Source organism: Granulicatella elegans ATCC 700633 (assembly GCF_000162475.2).
Lineage (GTDB): Bacteria > Bacillota > Bacilli > Lactobacillales > Aerococcaceae > Granulicatella > Granulicatella elegans.
Genome location: NZ_KI391971.1, coordinates 819,233 through 839,805, shown reverse-complemented (window position 1 = coordinate 839,805; position 20,573 = coordinate 819,233). Strand labels below are relative to the sequence as shown.

The window sequence follows — 20,573 nt, the reverse complement described above, 5'->3', positions numbered from 1 at the left end:
GTAGGAAAAATTGAGCCTTAGGCTCAATTTTTAGGCATGAGATTCGCTTTGCGAAGCTGCTGCCGTCCTTAGCTACTATAAGAAAAGCCATATTATTATTTCGCTAGTAATTGTGCGATTTCAATAATGACATCACGTGCTTTTTCCATTGATTCTACAGCGACGAATTCATATCGTCCGTGGAAGTTTTCTCCGCCTGCAAAAATGTTTGGCGTTGGTAAGCCCATAAATGAAATTTTAGAACCATCTGTACCACCACGAATTGGTTCAATAATCGGCGTAATGGATAAGTTTTCCATTGCTTTTTGAGCAACTTCAACAGCTCTAAAGTCTTTTTCAATGATTTCAGCCATATTGTAATATTGATCTTTCATATCAATTGAAATGCGATTACTATCTAATGATGCGTTTAGTCGATCTGCAACTAATTGTAAATAAGCTTTTTTCGCTTCGAATAATTTACGATCATGGTCACGAATAATATAAACTAATTTTGCTTCTTCAACAACACCATTAGCATACATTAAGTGATAGAATCCTTCACGACCAGAAGTATGTTCTGGAACTTCAAATTCAGGCAAAGCATTTTGAAATTGTCGAGCAATTTCTAAGGCATTTACCATTGTGTCTTTTGCAGTTCCTGGGTGAACATTTTTCCCTTGGATTGTAATTTCAGCTTGAGCAGCATTGAAACTTTCGTATTCTAATTCTCCTACTGGGCCTCCATCCATAGTATAGGCAAAGTCACATCCAAATTCTTCCACATCAAATAAATCAGCACCACGTCCAATTTCTTCATCTGGACCAAATGCTACACGAATTTTTCCGTGTTCGATTTCAGGATGAGCTAATAAGTATGCACCTGCAGTAACAATTTCACTAACACCTGCTTTATCGTCAGCTCCTAATAATGTTGTACCACCTGTTGTAATTAATGTTTTCCCTACATAATTTTTTAAATTTGGAAAATCTTTTGGAGATAAAACAAATTTACCTTCTTTATCTAATACAATCGCTTCTCCATCATAATTTTCATGGAATTGAGGTTGTACATTACGAGCTTCAAAATCAGCTGTATCTACGTGAGCAATAAAACCAACAACTGGTACTTCTTTTGTAGTTGTAGCTGGAATTGTTGCCGTTACGAAACTATTTTTAGGATTTAATCTTACATCTTGATATCCTAATTCTACTAATTCTTCTACTAAGTCTTTTAAAAACTCTGTTTGACTTGGTGTTGATGGAACAGTTGTGCTTGCTTCATCTGAACGAGTTTCCTTTTTTACATAACGAATAAAACGATCAATTAATTGATTTGGCATATTACATTCCTACTTTCTTATAAAAATTCAAATGGATCTGTATCAATCGTACTTTTAATCACTGATACATTCCAATTTTCTTCTTGATTCCATTGTACAAGCCAGTTCGCTAATTTTTCAATACAAACGACTTCAATATGATGTCCTGCATCTACTAATAACATCGGTGATTCTTGAATATCATGAGCCACATGATACGTAATATCACCTGTTACAAATGCATCTGCCCCTTTACCTACAGCTGCTTGGTAAAAACTTCCACCAGAACCTCCTAGAACGGCAACTTTACGAATCTTGTCTAACGAACGATTTCGTGGAGTGACAAAACGTAATCCTTTTAATTGGAATTGATTTTTTACATAAGTGACAAAATCATCGACAGATAATGGTTCAGGTAATTTTCCAATTCGTCCAATTCCTAGTGTTTTTGCATCATTTTCTAATGCCCAAACTTCATAAGCTGGAACTTCATAAGGATGACTAGCTTTCATAGCAGTAATAATAGCATCTACTTGATTTTCATAACAAATGACTTCTACTTTTTCTTCTACTACTTGTTCTGCTTGATTCACTTGTCCAATTGCAGGATTCGCTCCTTCAGTTGGTGTAAAGCGTCCTACTCCACTAGTTGTAAAACTACATTCCTTGTAACAATTACCGATTTGACCTGCTCCTGCTTCATGCATTGCTTGACGAACTGTGCTTGCTTGTTCTTCAGGCACGAATACGGCAATTTTCATTTGACGAAGTTTTCCTGTTGGAGATAGTACTTCTACTTTTTCTAATTGTAAGACTTCACTTAACCAATCATTTACACCGCCTGAAACAACATCCAAGTTTGTATGAGCCGCATAAATCGCAATATCATGTTTTAAAATTTCTTGATACATTTTATGTTGCGGATTTGTTAAATCAAATTGTTGTACCGGTCTAAAAATTGGTGGATGATGCGCTATAATTAAATCAACATTTTTTTCAATTGCTTCTTGAATGATTGAAGGACGAATATCTAAAGTCGTCATCACTACTTGGACTTCTTGATTCCAATCCCCAAAATGTAAGCCAATTGGATCTTTTCCCATTGCTAAAGACTTCGGAACTCTTTGTTCAAATTTACGGATAATCTCTCTAACGGTTGGCATGATCAATCAATCCTTTCAACTCAAGATATTGATGGTTAAATGTTTCTACTTTTTCAATTGGAATTTCTTTGCTCTGTTTCAATTGCGTTAAAATTTCTTCAATTTTACGTAATTGTCGTTCCCATTTACGAATCACTAAATCCGTTGGGTTCTCAATTAATTTTGGACCGAATTTAATTTGCGTTGCTGTTAATGGGACACTCTCTTCTCTTTTTTCAGCTACAATAATTTCATATAAGCGATGATGATCTTCCACTACAACTTCTTCTAAAATTTCATAGTGATGGTCCACTAACCACTGTCTTAATAAATGTTCTGCAACATTTGGCTGTAACACTAATTTCTCATTACCCGTTAAAGTTCCATTTACACGACCCTGTTCTAAAATACGAGCAATCAATTCTCCTCCCATACCACAAATAGAAATGGCTTTAACTTCATCTTCAGAAGTAACGACATCTAAACCGTCCCCTAAACGAACAGAAATTTTATCGTTTAAAACATAATCTTGAACGGTTTGCATTGCAGACTCGTATGGACCTTTTACAACTTCTCCGGCAATTGCATGTGTGATCAATCCCTGCTGAATGGCATACACCGGTAAATAAGCATGGTCAGAACCAACATCACATAATAATGTCACCCCTTCTAAAAAAGAAGCAACAGTTTTCAGTCTTGGGCCTAATTCTACCGACATTTCTTACTCCTTTCTTTCCATTAGGAAATAAATAAAACTTTTACACCAATACTCTTTAAATACGCAACTGTTTCAGCATCAGCGGAATAATCCGTAATTAAATGAGTAATCATAGAACAATCTGCAGTGTGGAAGTTGGATTCTCTTCCAACTTTAGCTCCTTCAGCTACAATGATTTTAGGGCCATTCGTGCGCTCTAAAATGACACGATTTACCGCAGTTTCAGGTAATGCTACAGTTGTAATTCCATTTTTATTAATACCACCCACTCCTAAAAAGCAAATATTCGCACGTGCTTTTGAAAATGAATTAATGGCAAAATCTCCGACTAAAGATTTCTTTTGCTCAAAAATTTCTCCTCCACTTAACACAACCGAAGCTTTTGAAGAAGCTTTTTTAAAAATAGAACGTCCATTATTCGTTAATATCGTTACATTCTCGTCTGCTAAATAATTCAATAATAAAAAGGCTGTAGAACCTGAATTAATAAAGACCATATCATGTTCGCGAACTAAGCCAGATGCTCGACGAGCAATATTTTTTTTAGTGGAATTATATTGTTTTTGTTCAATATTTTCTTTTTCGATTTTACCTGAAATATATTTTGCTCCACCATAAAAACGTTCAATCAGTCCTTGATCTTCAAAACGTTGTAAATCTCTACGGATTGTAATTTCAGAAACTTCTAATCTGGCAGATAATTCTTCAACAGATAATTGCCTATGTTCCTGTAATAATTTCAAAATTTCTTGTTGTCTCTTAAACACAACACCTTTGCTATTTTTCATTAGTATTCGTTCCTTTTTTCTCTATGAAGAACAGAGGAGAAGCCTTCATTGACGACTTCTCCATTGTTCATTGATTTTAGCGAATTTTTAATGATAATTCTTGTAATTGTTGTTCAGATACTGGACTTGGTGCTTGTGTCATTGTATCCATTGCTGAACCATTTTTAGGGAATGCAATTACTTCACGGATGTTGTCTTCTCCAGCTAATAACATAACTAAACGGTCTAATCCTAATGCAATTCCTCCATGTGGTGGGAATCCATAATCTAATGCATCCATTAAGAATCCAAATTGTTCTTGTGCAGATTCTTTTGTGAATCCTAATACGTTAAACATTGCTTCTTGCATGTCTCTTCTATAAATTCTTAATGAACCTCCACCTAATTCATATCCATTTAATACAATATCATAAGCTTGAGCTTTAGCTGCTGCTGGATCTTCTAATAAAGCATTGAAATCTTCATTTACTGGACGAGTAAATGGATGGTGCATTGCAACATAACGATTTGCATCTTCGTCATATTCTAATAATGGCCAATCAACAACCCATAAGAAGTTGAATTTAGATTGATCAATTAATTCATGTTTTCTACCGAAGTGTAAACGTAATTCTGATAATGATTGAGCTACAACACTTGGTTTATCCGCACAGAAGAAAATAATATCTCCCACTTCTGCATCTAAACGTTCTCTTAATGCTGTTTCTTGGTTTACTAAGAATTTAGCGATTGGTCCTTTTAGACCATCTTCTTCAACTTTCAACCAAGCTAATCCTTTAGCACCGTATTTAGCAACAAATTGTGCTAAGCTATCTGCATCTTTACGTGAATATTCATCTGCTAATCCTTTTAAGTTTAAGGCTTTAACATGTCCACCATTTTCAACAACTGTACTGAACACTTTTAAGTCAGAATCTTTTACAATATCTGCTACATCAATTAATTCTAATGCAAAACGAGTATCTGGTTTATCATTACCATAACGGCTCATTGCTTCAGCAAATGAAAGACGTGGGAATGGAGTTGTTACTTCTACTCCTAATGTATCTTTCATCACTTTTTTCAATAAACCTTCCATCATTTCTTGAATTTCTTCAGCTGATAAGAAACTTGTTTCAATATCAACTTGTGTAAATTCAGGTTGACGGTCTCCACGTAAATCTTCGTCACGGAAGCAACGAACGATTTGGTAGTAACGGTCTAATCCCCCACCCATTAATAATTGTTTAAATGTTTGAGGTGATTGTGGTAAAGCATAGAAACTTCCTTCATGTACACGTGAAGGTACTAAATAGTCACGAGCTCCTTCTGGAGTTGATTTTGCTAAGTATGGAGTTTCTACATCGATAAATCCTTCAGTATCTAAATATTCACGAATCGCACGAGTTGTTTTATGACGTAAACGTAAGTTTTCTAAGACAGGTTTACGACGCATATCTAAATAACGATATTTCATACGTAATTCATCTGAAGCTACTTTGTCATCTTCAATGTAAATTGGTGGAGTTTTAGCTTTCGATAATAATTCAACTTGGTGAACTTCTAATTCCATTGTTCCTGTTTTTAAGTTTGGATTTGTTAATCCTTCTCCACGTAATGCAACGGTACCTGTTACTTCAATAACGTACTCTGGACGTAAGGTATCTGCAATTTCAAAAGCTGCTTGGTTATGTTGTGGGTTAAATACCACTTGCATTACACCTTCACGGTCACGTAAGTCGATAAAAATAACTCCACCATGGTCACGACGTTTTTGTACCCAACCATGTAATGTAATTTCTTTTCCTACTAATTCTTCTGTGACTAATCCACAATAAATTGATCTCTTTTTCATACAAATCCCTACTTTCTATTTTCCAAAATATTCATCAATTGCTGTTGTATCCATTGTTGCTTGGCGGAATAGACTATCAAAATCTTCATATACATCTGCTAAGTCAACTTTTACTTCTTTACCAGTGTTCATTACTTTTAGTGGAACTTGACGACTTGCCAATTCTTCTTCACCTAAAGTAATCACAACTTTTGCTCCATATTTTTGAGCATTTTTAAATTGAGGTTTTGCTTTTCTACCGAAGAAATCACGATCTACAGAATAACCTTGTTGGCGTAAAGAGATAGAAAGTTTTAATACTTCCTCTTCCGTTTCTTCTCCTAACCCAACAATATAAGCATCTAATTCTTGTAAATCAGGAATTTCTACTTGTTCATCTTTCATTAATAACACAAGTCTTTCCATTCCTAATCCAAATCCGAATCCTGGTGTTTCTGGTCCATCTAATTCTTGTACAAGACCATCATAACGTCCTCCACCACAAATCGTTGTTTTAGCACCAAATGATTTTGAATCCGTCATAATTTCAAAAATCGTATCTTGATAATAATCTAATCCACGAACCATTGTTTCATCAATTTCAAATGGAATTTCTAAGGCAGTTAGATATTGTTGCACTTTTTCAAAGTGAGTACGTGCTTCATCTGATAAAAATTCTAAAATACGTGGTGCATTTTTTACGATTTCGATATCACGTTTATCTTTACTATCTAATACACGTAATGGATTTTTATGAAGACGATTTTTAGAATCTTCACTCAATTCTTCAGTAAATGGTTCTAAATAATCAATTAAAGCTTGGCGGTATGCAATACGGTCTGCGGTTTTTCCAAGTGAATTAATCACTAAACGCATATTTGATAAGCCAAGTTCTTTTAATAAATCCCATGCCATTGCAATTGTCTCAACATCCGTTGCTGGATTTGTTGATCCAAATACTTCCACACCTAATTGGTGGAATTGTCTTAAACGTCCTGATTGTGGACGTTCATAACGGAACATTGGAGCCATGTAATAAACTTTATAAGGTTTCTTATGTTCTGGTCCAAATAATTTATTTTCTACATACGCACGAACGATAGCTGCTGTTCCTTCTGGACGTAATGTAATATGACGGTCACCCTTATCATAAAAGTCATACATTTCTTTAGAAACGATATCCGAAGTATCACCCACACCTCTACTAAATAATTCATAACTTTCAAACATTGGTGTACGCATTTCTTCAAATTGATAATCTCCTAAAATAATGCGAGCAGTTTCTTCAATATAGTGCCAAATTTTTATTTCCTCTGGTAATAAATCGGCTGTTCCTTTTGGTTTTTGAATCATTTTATCCCTACTTTCTATGTATAAAAATATGTAAAAAAAAATCCTGACTCAAATGAATGAGTCAGGACGATTATTTCGTGGTACCACCTAAATTTGAATAGAGCTACCTCTATTCCTCTACTAAATAACGGCTCCTTTGCCGGAATAACTTTGCATTATTCTCCTCCAGAGTGTCTTTCAATTCTTTCAGTCTTTATGAGAAACTTTCAGCCATGATTTCTCTCTCTAATTGCTGTGAATCTACTTAGCTCCTTCATTGGATTTCCTATGAAATTGATACTAATTTACTAAAAAGTTAACTGTTTGTCAAGTAATGTGAATAGAAATGTTAACTTTTGATGATAAATCATATTTTAATTATTAACTTACTTATTTTTTTACTTTTTCTCTATTAAATCTATTGTCTCCATCAATTGACCCTCTTTTAACACAATAACATTCGAACAAATCGCTTCAATTAATGTCTGATTATGACTAATCAATACTATCGTCATATTAGTTTCTTCCTGAACTTTTTGTAACACTTGTATAACTTTTTCCTGATTCGCATCATCTAGTGAACTTGTTATTTCATCACAAATTAAGCATTCTGGTTGTGCTAAAATAGCCCTTGCAATGGCACAGCGTTGACATTGCCCTCCAGATAATTGATAAGGATATTTTTCTAGCCAATCGAATTCTAACTCTAGACTAGTAAATAATTCCTGTATCTTTTGAATTCGTTCTGTCTTATTCTTTATTTTCTGCATAAATCTTAACGGTTCTTCTAAGCTTTTCACTATCGTTTGATTCGGATTAAAAGATAGTAAACTATTTTGGAATAAATATTGAACTCTTCGGTAATAGCTTTGTTTTTCATGAGTCAATACTTCTCTTAATTCTTTTTCTTCAATCTTAATACTACCTTCATATGGAATAAAGCCAGATAAAATCTTTGCAAGAGTTGTCTTCCCTGCTCCTGAATGTCCGATGATTCCTGTTACTTCATATTTTGGAATATCAAGTGTAAGATTTTGAAGAATAACATCCTCATCTTTATAATGATTTGTTACATTTTTCAATTGAAAAAATACTTCTTTTTGATCACCACGGTCACGAACAATAGAAATTTTTTCTTCTACTTTTTCCTCTTTCTCTACAAAATAACCCTCTTCTAAAGTCAACACTTTCGTACAAAATTGATACGCTAACTCTCGTTGATGTGTCACCATAATCGTTGCAGTATCATATTGCTTTGCAAGATTAACAATTAATTGCATCATCTCCTTTTGTAAAGGAGCGTCTAAAGCACTAAAGGGTTCATCAGCAATAATTAATTTCGGCTGATTGATAAACGCCATTGCAATCATCACTCTTTGTAGCATTCCTCCAGATAACTCATGTGGATATAATTGTAATACTTTTTCTTCTAATTGAACCATTTTAAGAACTGCAATCATTGTTTGATGATTGGGTTCTACCATTAATTCTTCCAACTGTTTACCGATTTTAAATAAAGGATCTAAACTATGTTGTCCATTTTGGAAAATGATGCCAATATCCTGCCTCAAATAATCTCTTCTCTTTTTAATAGATAAGGTCAACCAGTTTTCTTCTAAAAACTTCATTTTAGTCGCATTCATCATTACCTTTTGATGAATATTACCAAGTAAACATTCTAAAAATGTTGATTTTCCAATACCAGATTCTCCAATAATTCCAATGACTTCTCCTTCTTTAATGGAAAAGTCTAAATCTTTGAGGACTACTTCTTGTCCATATGCAGCATTTAATTGCTTAACGTCAATAATTATTTTTCCCATTAGTCTTTTACCAATTTATTCGTAATATGATAGAAATCAGATGGAGAAAGTTCAAAATTGTGAATATAATTGTTCATCGCTCCATGTAAGTTCACAAATCCAATGTAATCTACAACTGCTTCTTCTCTTGCATAATCTTGAATTTCTGCGACTTCATTACGAATTTTTTCTAAATCTACTTCATGACCTAAGGTAGAAATTTTTTCATCCAACCATGAGTCTGCATTCTTCACATAGTTTAAAGCTCCATCACTAGATAAAGTTGCTGCTAGGAAGTAGTGAGGATCTCCCGTTGGCAATGTTAATGCTGAAGCTAATGCAATGTCATAATCTAATTGATTTAATCCATCAACTTTTTCTTGAATATCAATTTTTAAATCAATTCCTACTTGTTTGAATTGTTGTTGCAGTGCTGTAGCAATTTTTTCATTTGCTAATCTCTTATAAGTTTTTAGAACAATTTGTAATGGTTCATTTTGAGCATTCACTAAAATACCATCTGCATTTTTTGTTTGATAGCCAGCTTCTTCTAATAATTTAGTTGTCATTTCTGGTTGGTAATGTTTATTTGCAAATGTACCACTTGAATAAATACTAGAATCTAAAAAAGCACCGTCTGCAGGAGTGACATGACCTTTTAAGAAGTCTTGTGTCAATTCTTGTTTATTAATCGCATGTAAAATTGCTTGACGTACTTTTTTATCTTGTAATCTTGCTTTATTCAATTCTAAATGGTACGTTCTCGTACTTGGTTGATTATACACTTGAACAGAAGAATCTTTCATTAATGAATCTGCTACGTCATCATTCAAATCTAATCCACCATCAACTTCTTTTGATTTAATCGCTAATTCCAATGTTTTTTGATCTGGAATTAATTGATAATGAACTTCTTTAATCGATGCATTACCATCCCAATAATGAGTGGAAGCTGTTAATGAAATGGAATCATTTGGTTTAAATTCTGCCACTTCATAAGGGCCTGTTCCTATAATTTTGTCACTACTTGTTACATCTACAATAGCTGTTTTAGCATCCACTAATTCATGAATAAATTGAGGACTCGGTTTTTCAGTATGTACTGTAAACGTTAATGAATCATTAGCTGCATAAGTAGCTGTTTTAAAAATTTTTCCTGACTTATGATTTTCTCCTACTCTTTGAAGGCTAGCAATAACTGCATCAGTAGTCACAGGTTTTCCATTAGAAAAAGTAAGATTTTCTTTTAAATGAATTTCCCATGTTTGATCATCAATTTTCTTATATGAGGATGCTAACCAAGGTTCTACATCAAAGTCCTTTGTTAAACGGAATAATGTTTCCCCAATTCCAAAACGAATCGTATACCAACCTTCCCAATCTTTTGCTGGGTCAATTCCGGCTGTGAATTGAGAATATCCAATTTTAAAAGTTGAATTTTGGCTACTTTCTTGTTGTTGAGATGCTGGCTGGACAGGTGCACATCCCACTAATACTACTGCTGCAATGGTTAATAACATATTTTTTAATTTCATCATGATCTCCCTTTCTGTTGAATCCAAATATGAATTCCGTTAAACATAATAATCGTTATCGTAATCGCAAGTCCTGGAGCAACCATTAACCATGGCGCTTGTTCAAATGATAATCTTCCCTCATTTAACATTGTTCCCCATTCTGGTTGAGGAACTTTTACTCCTATTCCTAAAAAAGATAAAGTTGCTAAACTTAAAATAGTACTCGAAATATTGACGATCATATACGTCACTAATGGTTTTTGAATATTTTTTAAAATCGTAATCATCCGATACCATAATGGAGCTCCTTGCATATACATTACGGTCACATATTCTCGAACTTTTATTTTACGAATTTCTCCTCTTGTTAATTTGGCATAATACGGTAAATAACTTATTACAAGAGCGATGACTCCATTTCTTAATCCTCCACCTAATACTCCAGCTACCGTAATGGCAATCAATAAACTAGGAATGGCTAACAAAATATCTAACATACTTGTTATGATTCTGTCGATCCATCCACCAAAGACTCCCGCTAGTCCTCCTAGAAGAATACCGCCTAAATAAGATAATCCAACAATGAACAGAGAAGCTCCAATTGAATATCTAGCTCCTACAATCACTCGAATAAAAACATCACGACCAAAATCATCCGTACCAAACCAATGACGAGAACTTGGTGGACTTAACAAATCATTCGCATTCATAGTTTCGTAGTTTAACAATAAAGTACTCCACAATAGTAATAGAACTACTAAAATAATAATGCCAATTCTGCATTTTTCCCTTTTTATCATGGCAAATCACCGCCTTTAATACGGATATCTGTCCAATTTTGTAATCCATCAGAAATTTGAGTGAGCACTAAATATAAAAAGCTAATAGAAACTACAATCATTTGTACGAGTGGATAATCTCTCGAACTAATACTATCCACTAATAACTTCCCAATTCCTGGCCAATAGAAAATGGTTTCTACTACAACGACACCCGCCATTAAAGAACCAAACGATAATAAAATAATGGTCACCATCGTAGGAAATATATTTTTCAATAAATGTCGTTGAAAGATTTTGGACTCTTCCATTCCACGGTAATAAAGCACTTTAACATATTCATGTTGTAATTCTTGTTCTAACAACGCTGAAAATTGTTGAATAAATTTTGCGCTTACTGGAATAATAATCGTTATTATCGGTAATATTAATCCAGTACCACCTTGCTTAGCTAGTAAAGGAAACCATTTTAATTGAACACTAAATACATACATCAAAAGATATCCTATCACAAAAGACGGCAATGACATTTTGAAAAATAAAATCATTTGAAAGAGTGATTTTACAATCCGGTTTTGACATTGTACAAAAAATATCGACAATGGAATGGAGATTCCTAGTGAAACCACTAAAGTTATCACTGCCAATTGAATCGTATTCATAGCAGCCGGAATGATTAATTTCTCAGTCTTGATATCAGACATTAAACTCTTTCCAAAATCTCCTTGAAGAAATTTAAAAAGCCAATTTCCATATTGTACAAGTAATGGTTGATTCAGTCCCATTTCCTCACGCATGAGTGCAAGAGCTTCTGTAGAGACACGACCTGTTCCTGCTGACATTTTTACAGAAGCTGGGTCACTAGGTGCTAGATGAATGAGTAAAAACACAAAAAATGAAATACCAACAAATAATACAACTATCGTTAAAAATTTTTTCAATACTTTAAACATCCACAACCACTCCTTACTTTTTAGCACATAGTAAGAATAAAGGGGTCGGATTATAAAATTCATCTTTTTCAAGATAAATTCTTTGGCTAATTGATTGATCAATTTGAAGAGAGTCAACTTCTTGATTTAATAAATATTGCACATCCCATTGAGGTCGAACTTCGCTAGAAATGGTTAAACTTCTTTGAATCATTTCGCATTCTGTTAAAGTATCTTGACTTAAATGATGATGGGCATGATGCTGTGGTAAATGACTTGTATCTGTCATACTTGAAGCACCATAATTCCCATCGATATTTATGAGTAATCCACCTTTATTTAATACTCGAAGCCATTCCTGATAAGCTTTTGGAACATCTGGTAATGTCCAAGTAACATTTCTTGCAATGACGATATCAAAACTTGCACCTTTAAACTCAAGATTTTGAGCATCCATCACTAAAAATTGCGCATCAAACTTCTCCTGTTTAGCAAATACAGCAGCCAAATGAATCATTTCCTTTGTTAAGTCAATTCCTATTACTTCATGACCCATTTGACTTAAAATGCCTGTAAAGAATCCTGTTCCACATCCAATATCTAATATTTTTAACTCAGTCTTTTGTGGTAAATATTTTTCAAATTCTGTAATCCATCTATCTTTTAATGGGCTATGAAATTCTCTTGTTCGTTGTTCTAAAAAAGAGGAACTTCGATTTGTCCAATAATTTTCAACACGTTCTTGTATTGTTTGATTCGATGTCATTACGCATCCCCCTTTACAACTTTAATACAAAACATTGGTGTTGCACCGTAATTCAATAGTTCTTCATAATCCCACACTAAATCTCCAAAGTTTTCTTCCGTTTCTACTACTATGCCTTCTTGTGCAGAAAAATATTCCGTATCCCATTGCGGTCTTAGTTGATAAGTTAAAGGCAATTGTTGAACAATCCAGTCCATTTTTTCTTCATCAACACCTTCACCTTGCCAATAATCTTCTAACTTTTCTTCTATAGCTTTTTTCCGTTTTGCTTCAAATTCTTTTTCTAATGATTCATTTTGAAGAAATGCATACCAATTCGCATCAAAAATAAATAAAGCTCCATTGGGTTTCAACACTCTTAACCATTCTGAATAAGCTTGTTGAGGTTTTTCTAAATTCCAAGTTAAATTTCGACTAACAATAATATCAAAACTTTCTGGTTTAAATTCTAACTTTTGGGCATCCATTTGAATGAGTTCTATACTTGAATCTTTTTTACCATATTTTTGAATATTCTCTTTGGCAACTTCTAGCATTTTTTCGGAAACATCAATACCCATTATATTTGTATAACCTAATTCTTCTAAAATAATTGTAAAAAATCCAGGTCCAGTTCCTATATCTAGAACTTTAAGATTTTTATTAGCTGGTAACAATCGTTCAAATTGTTTTTTCCATCTTTCTCTTTGAATTCCCTCTAATTCTTTTTGATTCACTTTGGAATATCCTGAGTAACGATGATTCCAATAATGTTGTATTTCTTCTAACAAGTTCACATTTGTTACTCCCTTTTCACCTTACTTTTATAAATTCTGTTACAAGTTTATCAAAGAGTTTTTGAATTAATGTTAACAAATCATCACATCAAAAATATATTTTTCAATTAAACGTATGTTAACAAAAAAAGAATTTCAGATTTAATCTGAAATACTTCTTAATTCATCACTTTTATCGTAATTTTTCTTCTTCCAAAATCCATTGCCTGTTGTACTTCCGGATAATGTAAATCAATTCGATTTCCTTTAATATCTCCACCTGTATCACCAGCAATCGCAATTCCATAGCCTGGTACTTCCACTAAAGTACCTAAAGGAATTTGAGAAGGATCGACAGCAATAACATTAGGATTTGATCTTAAATCAATTCCCATTGCTGTATAATTACTTAATCCAGGTTGTTTATAAGAATAAGCAGTTGCTTCTGCAGCGAATTCTTTTCCACTCGAAGTAGATTTTACTTCATTTGAAACTGCTTGACTCTTAGGAGAAGTCTCAATACTACCTTTAGATTCAATTTTATTTTCAATAGTGGAAGATTTGACTCCCGTTGAACTAACTTGTTTTGTTTCTTGAACTACTTCATCTTTTTTCTTCTCCTCAGGAGCATGATGTGTCGTAGGTTCCGTATTTTCACTTAATTGTTGAATCTTACTTTCTTGTTCATGGATTGCAAACAATGCTTCTTTATTATTCGCAAGATTTTGTTTTAACTCTTGAATACTATCCGCATAAAGGATAGATTCTGTTTGTAAATCTTCTTGTTTTTTCAATAAAGTATCTTCTGTATCTTTTAATTCTTTATGCGAATTTACTAATGATTGAACCTCTTTATGATAATTTTGAATCGTTAAAATATCCGATTTGAATAATTCTTGAATAACGATTAATCGATGAAAGAAATCCGAAATACTTGTTGCTTGAAGCAGTTGTACAAATCGTTGATAAATTACTCCACTTGATTGTAAAGCTACCATTCTTTCTTTAACGACGGTTTCCTTTTCTGCTAATTTTTCTTGTTGTTCATTTATTTGAAGTTCTAATTCTTTTTGATTGGATTTCAATTCATTTAAGTCTTGTTTCAATCGTTCAACTTGTCGATATTTCTCATTAACATCATTTAACTTTCGAGAAATTTCTTGTTCTAATTGTTGAATCGATTCTTGAGAAAGTTCCTGCGCATGAATGGACATTGGATAACTAGTCATTAATAGACATACTAATCCACTAAAAATAAAACTTTTTCTTAATCGATTATCCAGTACAATACACCACACTTTCTCCATAATATTCTTCATTATACAATTTACATATAAAAAAAACGTAACAACCGTATTACAGTGTTGTTACGTTTCATAATTCAGCATTATTTATTGGAAAAATTTTTTATCGACAAACCTTTCATTTTCTCTAATAATAAAATACAAATGAATAAGATAATCATTATTATAGGGATAATAGTTAATCCCATACTCCCACTTAATTGTGCATTATGAATATTTTGAGGTAATCTTCCTGTTAAAATTTCAACGGAACGTAAATAAGTAAATGGAATAATATGCGCTACTCTCTGTAGAGGTTCAATAACATTAATACCAAAAACTAATCCACCGATTGAAATTAACGAGATAAATAAAGCTACTGTCTTTTGTTTGAAAAAGAAACTAATCAAATAGACTACTTCAACAATAACAATAAATACTAGAAATTCTAACGCTAAACTCCTAAATAATATATCCTGTATTTTAACAATCACTATCTCTTGCTTCACCAAATCAAAAATTGGAAATGGATATTCTAAAGTTCCTAATCCTTGATTAAAAATACCTAGAATTAATGAAATTCCACAAATTGCTATAAATACAGCCATTACATACACCACACCTACTCCAAGAGAGCTAATAGCAAACTTCACTTTTGAAAAAGGAAGTAACTTAGCGGTATCCAAATTGCCTTTAAATCGATCCGTAAATAATTGTGTTAATATAAAAATGATCGAAATTAAAAATAAAGTTGGAATAATGGTAGTTAATGTCCATACTACTTGATCAATGCCATAAGTTGGAAAATCCAAAAGATGCGCCTTAATATTTAATGGATATAAAGCTTCATAAACCTTCCATTCACGATATACTGCCTGTTTAGATTCCGAACTAGAATAAGACTCTTTTGAAATGATTCCGAAAATCTTTTCTTCATATTTAGCTTGTAAATAATAAGCCTCTTTCCACTTTTGTTGTTCTAATAAAGATAAAATTTCTTTTCTTTTTTCTAACTTATTCTGATTCAATTCTAAATTATTCTTTGTAAACTGATATTTTTCTGATTCACTGTCCGTCTCTTTAGATAAAGTATCTTCATTTTCTTTAATCATTTGTTCATTTTTTACAATATTACTTTGTAGTTGACTTTCCAAACTAAGATTCTGTGCCGTTCTACTATTCAAATAAAATGCAATACTGATGACAATTGCTAGCAATGCAACTATAATCACATTTAATCGACTTTTAAAAACTTTTTTCACTAAAAACAAACTAAAATGTTTCATTACTGTACCTCTTCTATTCGACAATTTTCAATCTTGACAATTTTGTCGCAAACATTCATCAGTTCTTCTTTATAGTGAGAACTAATGATAATCAGTTGTTGTGAATGAATTTCTGTTATTCGATTGAAAAACTTAGTGCGATAATACTCATCTAAACCATTTGTAATCTCATCCATTAACCAACACTCTGCTTGACTCATAAAATACATTGCTATTAATAATCTTTGTTTCATACCTAATGAATACTTCCGAATTGGTAAATGAATATAGTCAGCCATTTCCCAATACTCAATTTCATGTTCTAAATTTTGTGAAGAATTCCAAACATTTTTGATATAAAGTAAATAGTCCATTCCACTCAGATTTCCATCAAACCATTCAATCGTTTCATAGTAAAATAGTGAAGAAGGAGCTATAATCTTTCCACTATTTACCGAAATTAACTGACTAATTGCACGAAATAATGTAGTTTTTCCAGAACCATTAATGGCAACCATTCCATAAATATTTCCCTTTTCAAAGGTAAAGTCTATATCTTTTAAAATCATTTCTCTTGTTTTTAGACGAACTTGATTCAGTGTAATCATACAATTCCCCACTTTTTGCTAATTTACATTTTTAAATTGATATCGTTTTCATTTTATCATTTGATATAATTTTTTACAATACAGAAATTACCAACCTCGTATATCTTATCTGAAAAACATATTTTTACGCCTGGATTTGTCTGTTCTTACTTTGTATAAAAAAGACAATAGAAATCATCCTACTGTCTCATCACATCTGTATTATTTTTATATTAATTCCATACATTCCTCTAAAGTCATATCCGAGGCATTATACACAACTGTCTGAAACTCAGTTTCTCCTTTGTCTCTACATAAAATCAAATCAACTTTCACTTCATTCTGCAATTGATATCCCTTTAATATCGTTTGTGGTTTAGTAATTTTCGTTTTTGTGAATCCAATTGTACAAACTTTGTCTGAAGAAGCAAAAGAACAAGAAATCCTATTTTTATTAAAATTCTCTTCAACGATAATTGCTTCTGATGAAAATATTTGAATTGCATTCTCTAAAACACTCATCTTCCTACGAATAGAACCTTTTTGGCTCTTATCATTGATTTCAAAATCACCATCCTCTAAAGTCTTTTGATAACATTTTTCAAAAAACTTTGAGTATTCGGATTTTATGGTGGAAAAGGGCTTATAAATCACCCTTCTCCAAATTCTTAATAAGTGTGGAAAAATCGACACCTAAGTTGTCTGTAATGTCGTGATCATTCACTTCATACCAATTGAAAGTATCGTATAACATAGCTTTATTGAAAGCACTTGAATTAAATCGTGGCTTACGCTTTTTATGGCGCTTCTCATTGAAAAGGATTTTGGCTCGTAAGGCATCAAACGAGTAACCTCTACCCATTCGCTCTACCTGCCTAATAATGCTGTTAATTGACTCCGTATAAGCATTAGTGAGCCTTTTATCAAAGTAGTTGAATATTTCAACATGCCAGTTGTCTACGGCTCTCACGAGGGCTTTATATGCGTCTTTAGAGTTGCCGGACATACAACGGTGTCTCCATTGACTATAACGAAGATGACCTTCATCTGGATCAGGAGTATCCCATATCCAGTAAAACTCTTCTTTGAGTTCATAGGCTTCTTTTAAAGCAGGAAGATTACCTAACCAAGTATCTAAGAGGAATTATTCACGTTCATTTAGATCGTGTTTACGCTTTAGAAGGATAAACCTTTCACGCATAAGGGTACGTCTTTCTTTTTGGCTCATATGGGCTTTCAAATACTTTCTGACGTTATCTAAGGCTTGATTAGCCATTCTAACTACATGAAACTTATCTACGACAACTTTAGCTTGTGGAAGGATAGTGTTCACTGCGTCTTTGTAGGGCTTCCACATATCCATTGTGACGTACTCAATGTAAGTCCTGTCACTGATTTCTGAAAGACGTTGGATGACTGTTTCCTTGTTACGGTTAGGCTTGATGTCATAAATAGTCCTGCGTTCAATATTAGTCAATACAAGCCGAGGTCTACGGATAATATGTATCTCGTCTATCCCAAGCCACTTAGGAGTTTCAAACTGGTATTCACGTTCTTTGAGTACCACATAGTCCTTAAAAACGTTCCTAATGGTTTTCTCGTCAACACCAACGCTTTCTGCGACTTCTACAAAGGTCTTAGACATGGATTGCTCTTGAATGGACTTTAAAAGCCTTTTGGTCATACTACGCTTTTCATCTACAGATATTAGGCGTTCCCAGAAGGTAGATCCGCATTCACGACACTTGTATCGTCTACGGTTCAATTGTAAGCCCACTCGCTTTAAACGAATGGGCAAATCCATAATTAGTTGATTTCTTGAACTGTGTTTGTACAACTTGTCAAAACCACATTCAGGACAACGTTCAGGTGGTCCGACTGCTTCAACTTTAAACATCATATCGGTTTCATTTTCTTGTGGCAGTTCTATTGTTTTAATGTCTGGTAGGGATAATAAGTCTGACATATTATCCATCCTTTATTACTCTGCGGTGTTAAGGTATCAATTATAGATTTGATGTCGAAATCATCAGTGTTAAATTATTTTTGTGACCACAAATGCACTTAGAAAATCCCTTAAAGCATTAGCTGGTTCACTTGAATAGGGAGTTGTAAAAAAGTTCCCTTAGCCTGCACAACAAGATAATTTCGAAATATCTTTATCGAACGTAAGTGCAACTAATTTTAGCCCTTCAGCCATTGTTAAATATGGTGCTAGGGTTTCTGTTAAATCTTCTATCGTTAAGCCCAATTTAACAGCTAATGATGCTGCATAGATGACATCTCCTGCATTTTCAGATACAATATGAACCCCTAATACTTTTAGTGTTTCTGCATCTGCTACTAGTTTAAATACACCGGTTGTTTCACGGTTTACAATTGCTCTTGGAACAGCATCTAAAGGTAATACAGATGTCTTCACATCATACCCTTTCTCTTTTGCTTGTTCTTCTGTTAAACCAACCGTTGCAACCGTCGGATTCGTAAACGTAACAGCAGGAACTACCGATAAATCTATTTTTTTGTTTAATCCACCAATAGCATTATCAGTAATAATTCCACCTTCATAGGCTGCTACATATACAAATTGTGGTCCTAAAGTCACATCTCCTGCTGCATAAATCTTTTCATTACTTGTTTGACCAAAATCATTGATCAGGATTTCATTATTTTTTCCAGTTTCAACACCTGCTGCACTTAAATTTAAAGAATCCGTATTTGGTTTTCTTCCAGTGGCAACAAGTAACTGATCTGATTCAATGATTTCTCTACTGCCATTTACTGTTACGTAAACCCTTTTTATCTCTCCACTTTGTTCAACACGCTCAAAAGTTGCCCCTTTGACAAGGTTTATACCCTGTTCAATTAACGCTTTTTCAACTGACTCTGAAATCTCAGGATCATACTCCTTTAAAAGTCGCTCACTTCTTTGCATAAGCGTTATTTCTGAACCTAAATGATGAAATAGTTGTCCAAGTTCCATTCCAATGTATCCTGAACCAATTACAGTTAATCGTTTTGGTATTTTCTTTAACTCAAGAAGTGTTGTACTAGTTAAATAGTCCATTTTTTCAAGTCCTGAAATTTGGGGCAACGAAGGCGATGCACCTGTTGCAATTAAAAAGCGTTTTGCAGATAACTTTGTCCCATTGACCTCAACCGTACTAGCATCAACGAATTTTGCTTCACCTTTAATTAAATCAAAATTATATTCATCAATTAAATCCATATATTTTTGATTCCGAAGTTCGCTCACCAATTTATCCTTTTGCGTGATTAAACTAGCTAAATCCACTTCTCCAGCGGATGTTTGTAAACCTATAAACGGATTGTCTTTTGATAAATGATTGATTTCCCCTGCCCTAAGAAGAGTTTTTGACGGAACACAGCCAATATTCACACAGGTTCCCCCAACCGTTCCACGCTCAATCATTCCAACTTTTGCACCGTATTCTATAGCTTTAATTGCCGAAGAAAAGGCAGCAGCACCAGAACCAATAATAAGAAGGTCATAATTGTCTTCATTAATTAACGCCACGTTTTCTAGTGATGATACTTCTTCAATTTCTCCGGCTTGGTAATTTGCTTCATCAATCGCCTTTATTGCACTTTCAACCTCAATATCATCGGGCAGTTCAAATACTGCTTCACCACGACGATAACTAGACTCAATATTTTTAGCACCTATCTTTTCAAGTGCTGATTCTACGTGTTTTTCACAACCCGTACAAGTCATTCCTGAAATGTTTACCTTAAATTTATTCATAAAAAAGCTCCTTTCGTTAATTAATCT

At 33.4% G+C, this 20,573-nt stretch carries 17 protein-coding genes, 1 pseudogene and 1 other annotated feature; all 18 genes and pseudogenes read right to left on the bottom strand.

Annotated elements, in window-relative coordinates; all coding sequences use genetic code 11:
* Positions 1-95: 95 nt before the first annotated feature.
* Positions 96-1,322, bottom strand: a complete 1,227-nt coding sequence (gene pepT / locus HMPREF0446_RS03960) for a peptidase T (RefSeq protein WP_006702700.1) — start codon at positions 1,320-1,322, stop codon at positions 96-98.
* Positions 1,323-1,339: 17 nt separating this feature from the next.
* Positions 1,340-2,464 carry a Nif3-like dinuclear metal center hexameric protein gene (locus HMPREF0446_RS03955; protein ID WP_006702701.1) on the bottom strand — a complete coding sequence of 375 codons (1,125 nt, stop codon included), beginning with the start codon at positions 2,462-2,464 and terminating at the stop codon, positions 1,340-1,342.
* Positions 2,451-3,161 carry a tRNA (adenine(22)-N(1))-methyltransferase gene (locus tag HMPREF0446_RS03950; RefSeq protein ID WP_006702702.1) on the bottom strand — a complete coding sequence of 237 codons (711 nt, stop codon included), beginning with the start codon at positions 3,159-3,161 and terminating at the stop codon, positions 2,451-2,453. Before HMPREF0446_RS03950 ends, HMPREF0446_RS03955 begins: the two co-directional genes overlap by 14 nt.
* A gap of 20 nt (positions 3,162-3,181) precedes the next feature.
* A complete protein-coding gene (locus HMPREF0446_RS03945; RefSeq protein WP_006702703.1) occupies positions 3,182-3,949 on the bottom strand; it encodes a DeoR/GlpR family DNA-binding transcription regulator in 768 nt (255 codons plus the stop codon).
* A 76-nt stretch (positions 3,950-4,025) separates the two neighbouring features.
* The gene (gene aspS, locus HMPREF0446_RS03940; RefSeq protein WP_006702704.1) at positions 4,026-5,783 is read right to left on the bottom strand and encodes an aspartate--tRNA ligase; all 1,758 of its coding nucleotides are present in this window, start codon (positions 5,781-5,783) and stop codon (positions 4,026-4,028) included.
* A gap of 15 nt (positions 5,784-5,798) precedes the next feature.
* Entirely contained in the window at positions 5,799-7,115 is a 1,317-nt protein-coding gene (gene hisS, locus HMPREF0446_RS03935) for a histidine--tRNA ligase (RefSeq protein ID WP_006702705.1), read from the bottom strand.
* Positions 7,116-7,174: 59 nt separating this feature from the next.
* Positions 7,175-7,381 (bottom strand) — a binding site (T-box leader).
* Positions 7,382-7,492: 111 nt separating this feature from the next.
* Positions 7,493-8,917 carry an ABC transporter ATP-binding protein gene (locus HMPREF0446_RS03930; protein WP_006702706.1) on the bottom strand — a complete coding sequence of 475 codons (1,425 nt, stop codon included), beginning with the start codon at positions 8,915-8,917 and terminating at the stop codon, positions 7,493-7,495.
* On the bottom strand, positions 8,917-10,431 hold the full coding sequence (locus HMPREF0446_RS03925; protein WP_020991347.1) for an ABC transporter substrate-binding protein: 1,515 nt from the start codon (positions 10,429-10,431) through the stop codon (positions 8,917-8,919). Before HMPREF0446_RS03925 ends, HMPREF0446_RS03930 begins: the two co-directional genes overlap by 1 nt.
* A complete protein-coding gene (locus tag HMPREF0446_RS03920; RefSeq protein ID WP_051349237.1) occupies positions 10,431-11,141 on the bottom strand; it encodes an ABC transporter permease in 711 nt (236 codons plus the stop codon). The genes HMPREF0446_RS03925 and HMPREF0446_RS03920 overlap by 1 nt, the downstream gene beginning before the upstream one ends.
* A gap of 68 nt (positions 11,142-11,209) precedes the next feature.
* A complete protein-coding gene (locus HMPREF0446_RS03915) occupies positions 11,210-12,145 on the bottom strand; it encodes an ABC transporter permease (RefSeq protein WP_006702709.1) in 936 nt (311 codons plus the stop codon).
* Positions 12,146-12,158: 13 nt separating this feature from the next.
* Positions 12,159-12,890, bottom strand: coding sequence for a class I SAM-dependent methyltransferase (locus HMPREF0446_RS03910; RefSeq protein WP_006702710.1), 732 nt, complete (start codon positions 12,888-12,890; stop codon positions 12,159-12,161).
* Entirely contained in the window at positions 12,890-13,666 is a 777-nt protein-coding gene (locus HMPREF0446_RS03905; protein ID WP_006702711.1) for a class I SAM-dependent methyltransferase, read from the bottom strand. The genes HMPREF0446_RS03910 and HMPREF0446_RS03905 overlap by 1 nt, the downstream gene beginning before the upstream one ends.
* A 158-nt stretch (positions 13,667-13,824) precedes the next feature.
* Positions 13,825-14,952 (bottom strand): 3D domain-containing protein, encoded by a 1,128-nt coding sequence (locus HMPREF0446_RS08130; RefSeq protein ID WP_006702712.1) that lies wholly within the window; start codon positions 14,950-14,952, stop codon positions 13,825-13,827.
* 80 nt (positions 14,953-15,032) lie between these two features.
* Positions 15,033-16,214, bottom strand: a complete 1,182-nt coding sequence (locus HMPREF0446_RS03895; protein ID WP_006702713.1) for a hypothetical protein — start codon at positions 16,212-16,214, stop codon at positions 15,033-15,035.
* Positions 16,214-16,801 (bottom strand): ATP-binding cassette domain-containing protein, encoded by a 588-nt coding sequence (locus HMPREF0446_RS03890; RefSeq protein ID WP_006702714.1) that lies wholly within the window; start codon positions 16,799-16,801, stop codon positions 16,214-16,216. Before HMPREF0446_RS03890 ends, HMPREF0446_RS03895 begins: the two co-directional genes overlap by 1 nt.
* Positions 16,802-17,008: 207 nt before the next feature.
* On the bottom strand, positions 17,009-17,434 hold the full coding sequence (locus HMPREF0446_RS03885; protein WP_006702715.1) for a hypothetical protein: 426 nt from the start codon (positions 17,432-17,434) through the stop codon (positions 17,009-17,011).
* Positions 17,424-18,746 (bottom strand): annotated as a pseudogene (locus HMPREF0446_RS08460) (ISL3 family transposase). Before HMPREF0446_RS08460 ends, HMPREF0446_RS03885 begins: the two are co-directional and overlap by 11 nt.
* A gap of 159 nt (positions 18,747-18,905) precedes the next feature.
* Positions 18,906-20,546: a mercury(II) reductase gene (merA, locus tag HMPREF0446_RS03875; protein WP_006702717.1), complete on the bottom strand. Its 1,641-nt coding sequence runs from the start codon at positions 20,544-20,546 to the stop codon at positions 18,906-18,908.
* Between the last annotated feature and the right edge of the window lie 27 nt (positions 20,547-20,573).

Bases quoted from the DNA above. Each gene is read 5' to 3' on its own strand.
- pepT (WP_006702700.1), bottom strand. From the start codon at position 1,322: ATGCCAAATCAATTAATTGATCGTTTTATTCGTTATGTAAAAAAGGAA.
- HMPREF0446_RS03955 (WP_006702701.1), bottom strand. From the start codon at position 2,464: ATGCCAACCGTTAGAGAGATTATCCGTAAATTTGAACAAAGAGTTCCG.
- HMPREF0446_RS03950 (WP_006702702.1), bottom strand. From the start codon at position 3,161: ATGTCGGTAGAATTAGGCCCAAGACTGAAAACTGTTGCTTCTTTTTTA.
- HMPREF0446_RS03945 (WP_006702703.1), bottom strand. From the start codon at position 3,949: ATGAAAAATAGCAAAGGTGTTGTGTTTAAGAGACAACAAGAAATTTTG.
- aspS (WP_006702704.1), bottom strand. From the start codon at position 5,783: ATGAAAAAGAGATCAATTTATTGTGGATTAGTCACAGAAGAATTAGTA.
- hisS (WP_006702705.1), bottom strand. From the start codon at position 7,115: ATGATTCAAAAACCAAAAGGAACAGCCGATTTATTACCAGAGGAAATA.
- HMPREF0446_RS03930 (WP_006702706.1), bottom strand. From the start codon at position 8,917: ATGGGAAAAATAATTATTGACGTTAAGCAATTAAATGCTGCATATGGA.
- HMPREF0446_RS03925 (WP_020991347.1), bottom strand. From the start codon at position 10,431: ATGAAATTAAAAAATATGTTATTAACCATTGCAGCAGTAGTATTAGTG.
- HMPREF0446_RS03915 (WP_006702709.1), bottom strand. From the start codon at position 12,145: ATGTTTAAAGTATTGAAAAAATTTTTAACGATAGTTGTATTATTTGTT.
- HMPREF0446_RS03910 (WP_006702710.1), bottom strand. From the start codon at position 12,890: ATGACATCGAATCAAACAATACAAGAACGTGTTGAAAATTATTGGACA.
- HMPREF0446_RS08130 (WP_006702712.1), bottom strand. From the start codon at position 14,952: ATGGAGAAAGTGTGGTGTATTGTACTGGATAATCGATTAAGAAAAAGT.
- HMPREF0446_RS03895 (WP_006702713.1), bottom strand. From the start codon at position 16,214: ATGAAACATTTTAGTTTGTTTTTAGTGAAAAAAGTTTTTAAAAGTCGA.
- HMPREF0446_RS03890 (WP_006702714.1), bottom strand. From the start codon at position 16,801: ATGATTACACTGAATCAAGTTCGTCTAAAAACAAGAGAAATGATTTTA.
- merA (WP_006702717.1), bottom strand. From the start codon at position 20,546: ATGAATAAATTTAAGGTAAACATTTCAGGAATGACTTGTACGGGTTGT.